Here is a 10,400-nt window from a genome sequence, read left to right as displayed (position 1 = left end):
AGCGTGAGGACAAAAAGAACCGAGGCGCTAATCTCTTAGCGTTCCCCGAACCGCCTTGTCTTCAGATAGTTTCGGCTTTCACTTTCGTTTCCGCCGCCGTTCCGTCCGTTCCGTCTTTCGTCGTACCGTCCGTTTCGGTGAGGCGGTGTTTACGTCCGGTGTCTGGGGACCGCAAGAGGAAAAAAACACTTTCATGACGATTTTTTCTCGGACCCCAATTTTTATTGGGTGAAATGCCTGTGGATAAGGCAGTGCGACCGGTTTGCACGCGATCATGGGGGCCGGGAGCGACTCGAATCTTGGCTGAATCACCCCTCTCGGATCCGGTTTTGGGCCGAGTCACCCCCGATTCATCTGCGATTCACCCCCGAGTCACCGCTGAATCGCCCCCTCAGACATCACGCAAAGCAGCTCAAACAGGATCGACGCGCCCAGATAGGCCGTAACGCCCCCCAGATCGAAGGGTGGCGAGACCTCGACCAGATCGGCACCGACGATTCTGACCCCTTTCAGACCGCGAACCACCTCAAGCGCCTGCCAACTGGTCGGCCCGCCAATCTCGGGCGTGCCGGTGCCCGGTGCAAAGGCGGGATCCACGAAGTCGATATCGTAGGAGATATAGGTATCCCCCGCGCCTGCGCGCGCGCGGGCCTCGGCCATCACGTCCTCAGTTCCGCGCTTGTGGAACTCTTCGATCGGAATCACCCGAATGCCGACGGCTTTGGCAAAATCCCTGTCTTCATCATCATAGGTGGTGCCGCGAATGCCGATCATGGTCACACGCTGCGGATCCAGCAGGCTTTCCTCAACGGCGCGGCGGAAGGGCGTGCCGTGGGTGTACATCGACCCGCCGAAATAGCTATGAAACAGGTCGGTGTGGCTGTCGAAGTGAATCATGCCCAAGGGCCGCCCCTTTCCCAACGCCCGCAGGATCGGCAGGCTGCACAGGTGGTCTCCGCCCGCGGTCAAGGGCACGATCCCGGCGTCGCGCACCTTTTGATAAAAGCTTTCCATCCTTTTCAGGCTGTCCATCAGATCTGCGGGGTTTGGCGGCACATCCCCCAGATCGGCACAGGCCACGCTCTCGAAAGGCCGAACACCGGTCACACCATTCTGGGCGCGCATCATCGTACTGGCATCGCGCAGCGCCCTTGGCCCATGCCGCGGGCCGGGACGGTTCGTCGTGCCGCCATCCCAAGGCGCACCGATCAAGCCGATCTGCACCTCTCTGATCCGCGCATGGTCAAGCGGGACGTGCGGCAGGCGCATGAAGGTTGGAACCCCCGCGAATCGTGCCAGGTCAAATCCGGAAACCGGAGTGAAAAACGGATCAACAGTCATCTTCGCGGCCCTCATCGTTCCAGACCACCCCATCAGAGGTTGTGTCGCAACCGTCGTCTGGCCCGTCTCCGACCTGTCTCGGGCCATTCCCTGCCCGAATCCGACACGGTTTCCGGCTCGGGCCTTGACCAGAGGCCGCTCCTCGGCCCTTATCGGGTCCAACCTGATCAACGCCCAATCCAAACGGAAACGCTATGTTCAACAAGACTGCCGACCAGACCGCTGCGCCAAGCGCGCGTCCTTCGAACACAAAATCCGTTTTCGCGGCGGATCTGAAAATCACCGGAGAGGTCTCTTCCGCTGGCGATATTGAAATGGCGGGCGAAGTCGATGGCAACATCTCTGCACGCAGCCTTGCCATTTCTGCCGACGGCAGAATGAAAGGTTTGGTGCGCGCGGAAACCGTCGATGTGAAAGGTAAACTGGATGGGCAGGTCGACGCGGGTGCCTTTACCTTGCGCGCAACCGCACAAGTGGCCGCTGATGTGACCTATGCAACCTTGGTTATCGAAAGCGGCGCTCAGATCGAAGGCCGCTTCGCCAAACGGAAATAAGGCTTCGTCTTCTTAGCCTCGCCTAACAAAAGGCTCCTGCTTGGGGGCCTTTTTTAATTTCGGGTGCCACCAGATTGAGCAAGGCACCAACTGCGACCCCAGACTCTTGCATCTTCGGCAACGAAGTCGACCATCTTTAAGCCCGACTGCGCCAGACCATCGGCATATCCTTGCCGCGACAAAGAGGCGTGAAAGACAGGCCCGCCGGCCACCCTGCCCCACGCCTCGCCGCATCCGGCCCGCAAGTGAACAGGAACAGTCCGCCTGCACAAAGATGCTCCGCGATCCTTGGGATCAGCACCAACTGTTCGCTGGCCCAGAGATGAAAGAAGCTGTCCCATGCCACGACAGCCTGAAAACGCTGCCCCAAAGACAGCATCCGCATGTCCTGCCGAACAAAGCGCTGCGCGGGCAACCGCGCCGCCGCAAGCGCCAACATCCGCGCCGAGAAATCAACGCCCGTGACCAAAAACCCCTGCTCTGCCAGAAAAGCCGCAATCGGTTGCCCGCTGCCGCAGCCCAAATCCAGAACGGCCGCACCGCGAGGCAATCCGGCAACCAGCCGCTGGATCAGAAAGCGTTCGGGGAACCTGCCCTGCCGTTCGACATCCCACGCATGGGCCGAGGCATCGTAAACCGCCTCATGCCCGTGGTCGTCCTCAGCCACCGATCAGCGCCTTGACGCGCAGGGTGAAATCCTCACCGCGTTTTTCGAAATTCGGATATTGGTCAAAACTTGCGGCCGCCGGGGCCAGCAGAACCACTTCCCCCGGCTGGGCTTCTTCAGCCGCCCTTTGAACCGCCCGTTCCATCGTTTCGCAAATCTCGTGATCGGTCTCATCAATCTGCAACGCGAAATCCCGCGCCGAATGGCCAATCAGATAGGCTTTGACGACCGACCCAAGATGCGGGGCCAAAGCGGCAATCCCGCCATCCTTGCCCATGCCCCCGGCAATCCATCGGATTTTGGGAAAGGCCTGCAAGGCCTTTGCCGCACTATCCACATTCGTGGCCTTCGAGTCATTGATGAACCGAACGCCGTCGCGTTCCCCCACCAACTGGCTACGATGAGGAAGGCCCGCGAAAGACTGGAACGCCCCTTCAATCAGCTTGGGCGCAATCCCAAGGGCACGCGCGGCGGCATAGGCTGCGCAGGCGTTCTGATGGTTATGCGCGCCGGGCAGCCCCGAAACCTCGCGCAGGTCGATATTGGCCACCTGACGCCCTTTGCGCCATTCTGCCAGAAAACCTTTGCGTGCAAAGACCGACCAGCCAAAGCCATCAATCTTTTGCCCCGAAGAAATGCGGATCACCCGATCATCCCCCGGCCCCTGCCCCAACTGATTGGCCAGAAACTGTCCCTCGATCTCGTCAATACCCACCACGGCACGATCCGGCCCGCCTTCGGCAAACAACCGACGCTTGGCCGCGAAATAGCCGCCCATTCCGTTGTGACGGTCCAGATGGTCAGGCGACAGGTTGGTGAACACCGCGACATCGGGCGTCAAGGCCCGCGCCAGATCGGTCTGATAGCTGGAAAGCTCCAGCACCACGACTTCGCCATCCTGCGCCGGATCAATCGACAAGACACCCTTGCCGATATTCCCGGCCATCTGCGTTGGCCGCCCGGCAACCTGCAAGATGTGATGGATCAAGGCCGTGGTCGTCGACTTCCCGTTTGATCCGGTGACACAGACAACCCGCGGCGGGACATCCATCTCATCCCACTCCGTCGTGGCGAAGCTTTGAAAGAACAGCCCGATGTCATTGTCGACCGGAATGCCCAGCTCCAAGGCCCGCGCGATGATCTTGTTAGGGGTCGGATATAAATGCGGGATACCGGGCGAAACGATAAGCGCGGCAACACCTTCGAAAGCGGCGTTGCGCGTCAGGTCCGTGATCAAAAACCCTTCGGTCTCGGCCTTTGCCCGCGATTCTGGGCTGTCATCCCAAAGCAGAGGTTCCGCGCCCCCTGCCTGCAAGGCGCGCGCCGTCGCAAGCCCCGACCGCCCAAGGCCCAGCACAGCGACCTTTGCCCCATCATAGCCCCGGACCGGAATCATCTGCGCCCCCTTGTCGTTCCGACATCTGTCGCGCAAGGGATAGCGGCACAGGCGCTCAGGGGGAAGGGCCAAGCACGATGCCCCCCGCCAAGTCGCGGAGGCCAACGAAATCAGCCAGCTTGGCGCAACAGCAAACCGCCGACTTCCTCAATCTGCAACACAGCCTCAGACAGACGTGCAAGATGGGCACGGATTTCCTTGTGGCTTTCCTCAACGCACTGAATGACATGGGCCAGATCGCGGCTGCGCGTGACCATCTGGCCAAACTCAACCCGGCTCATCACCCGGATAGAATCCAGCGCCTGCGTCGACCGCTGCAACATCTCCAATTCCCGGGCCAGACGCGCCGCAGACCGCCCTGTCAGAACCATCCCTTCCCGAGAGGTATGTGCCGCCACATCGGCAAGGGCCGACAATCGCGTCTGTTCAGCCACCAGATCAACACTTTCCAGTCCCCGGTTGCGATCTGCTAGTGCTTCTACGGCTTCCCTCAGCAGAACTTCGATGCCGCAGGCGAACAAAGCTTCGGTTTCAGCGGCTTCAGAGTTGCTGTCCGAACCAATCAGGTTTGAAAGCTGCATCAAAAGCACGTCGGCCATCGCACCATAACGCTCAGACAGCGTCGACAACGGGCCGTGACCGTATTCAATCCGATGCGAGATCAGGCGCATATTCGTCGGCAACAGCCGCAACGTATCCAGCACGCCCATGACCGATTGACGTTCCTCACGGACGATGCGGGCGGCGTTGAATAATGTCAGCATGAGCGACAGACGCGGATTGACCACGCGTGTCAATTTCTCGGCGCGGTCGCTCAGCTCTGCCGCCAAGGCCCTGGCCTCAAACTGATTGTAATCGGAATAACCATGTTCGTTCAGCAATTGCGTCAGATGCGCCGCTGACTGCTCTGCCGAAACTCCGTTTTCCTGTTCACCCTTTCGCAGCAACGGGTACAGATCCTGAATCAGTTCGTAATGCTCGCTTGACGGCCTCAAGTGGACCGAGACGAAACCAGCATCCGGCGTCGGGACAATAATCGCAAAGACCCAACAGTTGACGTCACCTTTGGCGCGGTTCTTCAGGTAAACCCCGGCTGGCAAACCCTTGTCCAGCCGTTTCCACATCGTCTGAAAGATGGCCTTCGGCATCTCGTCATGGCACTGGCTGTCGTAGGGCATCCCCATCGCTTCCGCAGGGGTCAGGTCTGCTGCTTTCAGGAACACATCATTGAAGGCCTGCAGAACACCGCGCCCGTCTGCGCGCGAGAAGGCAAGTTCCGCCGATCCGAAACATTCCTCACGCCGGTTTTCACGCTGTCCGGTCGATTGATGAGGCGAAATCATGTTCATCTGGTGGTCCTCCCCCTGACACTTCGCGTTCAGGGCAAAAACCATGCCAACCCAAACCCGAGTCGCGGACCCTCTCAAGCCCGCTATTCGGATGGTGGGGCGGATTCTTGGAGGGCTTGCCGTCCGATCGGTGAGAGAACATAGACTGCTCGGCCAGGATGGTCGAACCAACCATAGTGGTCCGCCCGAAGGATGGCCGCCGCGCGGGTCACACCGGTTTCTTTCGCGCAGGCAGAGGGTGATGCAGCACCCGCCTTGGAAAGATAGGCCGCAAGACGCAGGGCGTCCTGCCGATAGGCGGTCATCCGTTTAACCCCGGTCGTGCCACCCGTATTCGGGTCGCCCGCCCGACGCTGGAATTCGCGCAGCATCCGACCGGCGCGTGCCTTGTTCTGCCTTGGCTGATAGGGCGCGGGGTCCAGATGCACCTCGACCTGACCGCCCCGTACCGTCAAAAGCCCCAATCCCAACCTGCGCAGCAAGGCCGTCAGATCCTTGTAGCGATGGGTCCATTTCGGGGGCTGGGGCACCGCAAGATAGACGTCGTCAAAAAGCGCCTGCCGCGCGACGCCCTGCAAGATCAGGTTCAGGTTCAAAGCTGTCTTCAACTCGACGATCAGCGGTGGGTCGTCTCCCCGACACGCCATCACATCCGCCGCGCCGATCTCGGCCTTGACCTCATAGCCCTGCCCCTCAAGGAAAGCTTTGATCGGCGGATAGAGGTCGGATTCTTTCATCTTTCCCGGTCCAAACTCAGCGTCCCCGTCGGGGACGCTTTTCAGCATCAATGAAATCAATAGCTTGTTCTTGCGCCTTAAGGAAACTTTCAGATTTGCCCCTGCGCCAAAGCCGTAAAGGTAGACGGGGGTTTCACACCCCCGGCGGATTTGGCCGGCCAAATCCGCTCCCCCGTGGGATATTTGGACCAAGATAAAGGCGGAGGGGAAGATAGTGTCGGCCAAGGAAATGCCCGGCCCTTTTGCGGGGGCCGGGCGCAGCAGGATGCTCTCTGGCAGCGGTTGCCGCCGAAAGGTTAGCGAACCTTGAGCGTGGCAAGGCCGATCAGCGCAAGGATCAGCGAGATGATCCAGAAGCGGATGACGATCTGCGGCTCGGCCCAGCCCTTTTTCTCGAAATGATGGTGGATCGGGGCCATCAGGAAGACGCGCTTACCCGTGCGCTTGAAATAGGCCACCTGAATGATGACCGAAAGCGCCTCGACCACGAAAAGGCCGCCGACGATGGCGAGGACGATTTCATGCTTGGTGCAGACCGCGATCGAGCCCAAGGCCCCGCCCAAGGCGAGGGAGCCGGTGTCGCCCATGAAGACCGCCGCCGGGGGGGCGTTGTACCACAGAAAACCCAGACCGCCGCCTACCAGCGCCGCCGAGAAGATCAGGATTTCGCCGGTGCCGGGAACGAAGTGGACGCCCAGATACTGGGTGTAGTTATAGTTGCCGACCACATAGGCGATGATGCCAAAGGTGGTGGCCGCGATCATCACCGGCATGATGGCCAGCCCGTCAAGACCGTCGGTCAGGTTGACCGCATTGGCGGCGCCCACGATCACGATCATGCCGAAGGGAACGAAGAACCACCACAGGTTCAAAAGCGCATCCTTGAAGAACGGAAAGGCCAGCTGGTTCGTCAACTCTGCCGGGTGAAAGCTGGCTGCGGCAAAGCTTGCCAGCGCGGCAATGGCAAGGCCAAGCCCAAACCGCACCTTCCCTGAGACGCCTTTCGTGTTCTGTTTCGTGACCTTGGCATAGTCATCGGCAAAGCCGATCAGGCCAAAGCCCAGCGTCACCAAAAGCACGATCCAGATATAGGGATTGTCCAGCCGCGCCCAAAGCAGGGTCGAGACGAACAGCGCCGACAGGATCAGCAGGCCGCCCATCGTGGGCGTGCCTGCCTTGGCGAAATGGGTCTGCGGGCCATCATCGCGGATCGGCTGCCCCTTGCCCTGCTTCTTGCGCAGAATGTTGATCAGCGGCCGCCCGAACAGAAAGCCGAAGATCAGCGCCGTCATGAAGGCGCCGCCCGCGCGGAAGGTGATATAGCGAAACAGGTTGAAAAAGTCCCCACCGCTGGAGAACTCGGTCAGCAGATACAACATTTACTCTGTCCCTTCTTTTGGGGCGGGGCCTTGGCCCATTTTCTTGAGCGCGTCAACGACCAGACTGACCTTCGAGCCTTTTGATCCTTTGACCAGCACGATATCGCCCGCATCGACGACATGGCGCAGATGCGGAATGAGGTCGGCAGCCTTCTCGACCCATTCGCCGCGTTGACCTTTTGGCAGAGCGCGGTGCAGGGCCTGCATCCGGGTGCCGACACAGTGGATGGTCGTGACCGCCTCTATCCCCGGATGGCGAGCGATGGCTGCGTGCAATTCGGCCTCGGTCGGCCCCAGTTCCAGCATTTCACCCAGAACCGCGATGCGGCGGCCCTGCCCCACGCGGCCCACGCCATTTTCCGGCTGTGCCGCGATCAAAACGTCAAGGCTCGCGGCCATGCTGGCCGGATTGGCGTTAAAGGCATCGTCAATCAGCTGAAAGCTGGTTTCATCCACAATATCAAGAAGGATGCGCTGGCGCGCCCCGCGCCCGTCAGGCGGCAGCCACTCTCCGATGTCACAGGCGGCAACGGCAGGGTCTGCGCCCAGCGCCTCGGCCACGGCCAGCGAGCCAAGCCCGTTCAGCGCGAAATGGCGGCCCGGTGTGCGGACCTTGAACAGAAGCGGCGCGCCATGACGGGTGGCGCGAACCACTGTGGTCTGATCGGCGATATGGGCATCATCCAAATGGTAATCCGCGCCCTTGGCCGCACCAAAGAGCACGATTTTTGCGCCATGCGCCTGCGCTTTGGCGGTCAGGATCGGGGTCGTTTCAAGATCGGCGTTCAAAACGGCTGTGCCGCCCGGTTCCAGCCCGTCGATGATCGAGGCTTTTTCGTGGGCGATGCCTTCGACACTCTCGAAGGCCTCCAGATGGGCCGGGGCAACGGTGGTGATCATCACCGCATGGGGCCGCGCCATGCGCGACAGCGGCGCGATTTCGCCGGGGTGGTTCATGCCGATTTCGATGACCGCAAAATCGGTGTCCTTGGGCATACGCGCCAAGGTCAGCGGCACGCCCCAATGGTTGTTATAGCTGGCCTCGGCGGCGTGAACGCGGCCTTGGGCCGACAATAGGGTGCGCAGCATTTCCTTGGTCGAGGTCTTTCCCGCCGACCCCGTCACGCCCACCACGCGGGCCCGGGTCCGAGCACGGGCAGCAATGCCCAGCTTTTCAAGTCCTTGCAGCACATCCGTCACAATCAACAGCGGCGCATCGGGGGCCACACCTTCGGGCACATGGCTGACCAGTGCTGCCGCCGCCCCTTGGGCCAAGGCTTGCGCCACAAAATCATGCCCATCGCGCGCGGCTTTCAGCGCGACGAAAAGATCCCCCTTCTTCAGGGTGCGGGTGTCGATGGAAACGCCCTCTGCCTGCCAGTCGGCGGTAGAGGTGCCGCCCGTTGCGGCGACGGCTTCGGCCGAGGTCCAGAGCGCCATGTCAGATCACCCCATCCAAAGCGGCGACCGCAAGGCTCGCCTGTTCCACATCGTCAAAGGGGTAGGTCTGCCCCTGAATCGTTTGTCCGGTTTCATGGCCTTTGCCCGCCACCAAAAGCGCATCGCCCGGTTGCAGCGCATTGGCCGCGCGCAAGATCGCCTCGGCGCGGTCGCCCACCTCGGTCGCGCCCGGAGCGGCAGCAAGGATCGCGGCGCGGATGCTGGCCGGGTCTTCGCTGCGCGGGTTGTCATCGGTGACAAAGACCTGATCGGCATGGGCGGCAGCGGCTGCCCCCATCAGCGGGCGCTTGGTGCGGTCGCGGTCGCCCCCTGCCCCAAGAACCACGATCAGGCGGCCCATCACATGCGGGCGCAGCGCCTTCAGCGCGGTTTCCACGGCGTCGGGCGTATGGGCGTAATCGACAAACACGGCTGCGCCGTTCTTGCGGGTGGCGGCAAGCTGCATCCGGCCCCGCACGCCCGTCAGTTTCGGCAGAACCGCAAAGACATCGCTTGCGGGTGCGCCTGCGGCAATGCAAAGGCCCGCAGCCACCGCCACGTTTTCCGACTGAAAACCGCCAATCAGGTTCAGCCGCACCAGATGGTTCTGGCCGTTCCACGAAAACCGCAAATCCTGACCCGTGGCATCATAGCGATGGCCCAAAAGCCGCAGATCCGCGCCTTCGCCATTGCCGACGGTCAGCACCCGCTGGCCACGCGACAAGGCGATTTCGGCCATATCCGACCCCATCGCTCCGTTCAGATTGATGACGGCCACGCCATCTTCGGGCAAAAGCCGGGTGAAAAGCTGGGCCTTGGCCTCGAAATAGGCCTCCATCGTGCCGTGATAATCAAGGTGATCCTGCGTCAGGTTGGTGAAACCCGCTGCCGCCAGACGCACCCCGTCCAGCCGACGCTGGTCGATGCCGTGGCTCGAGGCCTCCATCGCCGCATGGGTCACCCCTGCTTCGGCGGCTTGGGCCAAAACCGATTGCAGGGTGATCGGGTCAGGCGTGGTATGGGCCGAGGGCGCCGTCCACGCCCCCTCTACCCCCGTCGTGCCGATGTTGATCGCGGCATGGCCCAAGGCTTCCCAGATTTGCCGGGCAAAGGTCGCCACACTGGTCTTGCCATTGGTGCCGGTCACTGCAACCATCGTCTTTGGCTGCGCGCCAAACCACAGTGCCGCAGCACGGGCCAAGGCTTCCCGCGGGTCTTCGGCCACGATCAGCGCCACCCCCTTGCCCTCGACCGCCGGGGCCGCAAGACGCGCGCCTTCGGCATCGGTCAGGATCGCAACGGCCCCCGCCGCCACGACCTGCGCCGCAAAAGTCGCGCCATGCACCTTGGTTCCCGGCAAACCGGCAAACAGAAAGCCGGGCTGCACTGCCCGGCTGTCAATCGTCAGGCCCCGAACCGGAACATCCTGCCCCGCCTTTGTGGGCAATCCCAGTTCTGAAAGCTTTGCCTGCCGCTCGTCCATCTGCACGTCCTCAATTCACCCGGCCAATATTGCACGGCCCAAATCACCCAAGCC

General features: G+C 61.5%; 9 protein-coding genes. 1 reads left to right on the top strand and 8 read right to left on the bottom strand.

Translation table 11 applies throughout. From position 1 onward, the window contains the following. Positions 1-372 precede the first annotated feature (372 nt). Positions 373-1,341, bottom strand: a complete 969-nt coding sequence (locus ACSBLW_RS19280; protein ID WP_435258213.1) for an agmatinase — start codon at positions 1,339-1,341, stop codon at positions 373-375. A 194-nt stretch (positions 1,342-1,535) separates the two neighbouring features. Between ACSBLW_RS19280 and ACSBLW_RS19275 the strand changes: the two genes are divergently transcribed. Continuing rightward, positions 1,536-1,895 (top strand): bactofilin family protein, encoded by a 360-nt coding sequence (locus ACSBLW_RS19275; protein WP_435258212.1) that lies wholly within the window; start codon positions 1,536-1,538, stop codon positions 1,893-1,895. A gap of 136 nt (positions 1,896-2,031) precedes the next feature. Here ACSBLW_RS19275 and ACSBLW_RS19270 read toward each other — a convergent pair whose 3' ends face one another. The 7 genes from ACSBLW_RS19270 to ACSBLW_RS19240 form a co-directional block, all read right to left on the bottom strand. Further along, entirely contained in the window at positions 2,032-2,562 is a 531-nt protein-coding gene (locus ACSBLW_RS19270) for a class I SAM-dependent DNA methyltransferase (RefSeq protein WP_435258211.1), read from the bottom strand. After that, positions 2,555-3,958, bottom strand: a complete 1,404-nt coding sequence (gene murD / locus ACSBLW_RS19265; protein WP_435258210.1) for a UDP-N-acetylmuramoyl-L-alanine--D-glutamate ligase — start codon at positions 3,956-3,958, stop codon at positions 2,555-2,557. The genes ACSBLW_RS19270 and murD overlap by 8 nt, the downstream gene beginning before the upstream one ends. A 110-nt stretch (positions 3,959-4,068) precedes the next feature. Next, the gene (locus tag ACSBLW_RS19260; protein ID WP_435258209.1) at positions 4,069-5,307 is read right to left on the bottom strand and encodes a hypothetical protein; all 1,239 of its coding nucleotides are present in this window, start codon (positions 5,305-5,307) and stop codon (positions 4,069-4,071) included. 83 nt (positions 5,308-5,390) lie between these two features. Continuing rightward, on the bottom strand, positions 5,391-6,044 hold the full coding sequence (locus ACSBLW_RS19255) for a DUF2161 domain-containing phosphodiesterase (RefSeq protein WP_435258208.1): 654 nt from the start codon (positions 6,042-6,044) through the stop codon (positions 5,391-5,393). A gap of 296 nt (positions 6,045-6,340) precedes the next feature. Beyond that, complete coding sequence (mraY, locus tag ACSBLW_RS19250) at positions 6,341-7,423, bottom strand: phospho-N-acetylmuramoyl-pentapeptide-transferase (RefSeq protein ID WP_435258207.1); 1,083 nt, start codon at positions 7,421-7,423, stop codon at positions 6,341-6,343. Next, positions 7,424-8,863: a UDP-N-acetylmuramoyl-tripeptide--D-alanyl-D-alanine ligase gene (locus ACSBLW_RS19245; RefSeq protein WP_435258206.1), complete on the bottom strand. Its 1,440-nt coding sequence runs from the start codon at positions 8,861-8,863 to the stop codon at positions 7,424-7,426. It lies immediately after the preceding gene. 1 nt (position 8,864) lies between these two features. Continuing rightward, positions 8,865-10,346 (bottom strand): UDP-N-acetylmuramoyl-L-alanyl-D-glutamate--2,6-diaminopimelate ligase, encoded by a 1,482-nt coding sequence (locus ACSBLW_RS19240; RefSeq protein ID WP_435258205.1) that lies wholly within the window; start codon positions 10,344-10,346, stop codon positions 8,865-8,867. Positions 10,347-10,400: the final 54 nt, after the last annotated feature.

It is taken from the genome of Thioclava sp. FR2, assembly GCF_051200875.1.
GTDB lineage: Bacteria > Pseudomonadota > Alphaproteobacteria > Rhodobacterales > Rhodobacteraceae > Pseudotabrizicola.
This window is presented reverse-complemented; position numbering and strand designations above follow the sequence as displayed.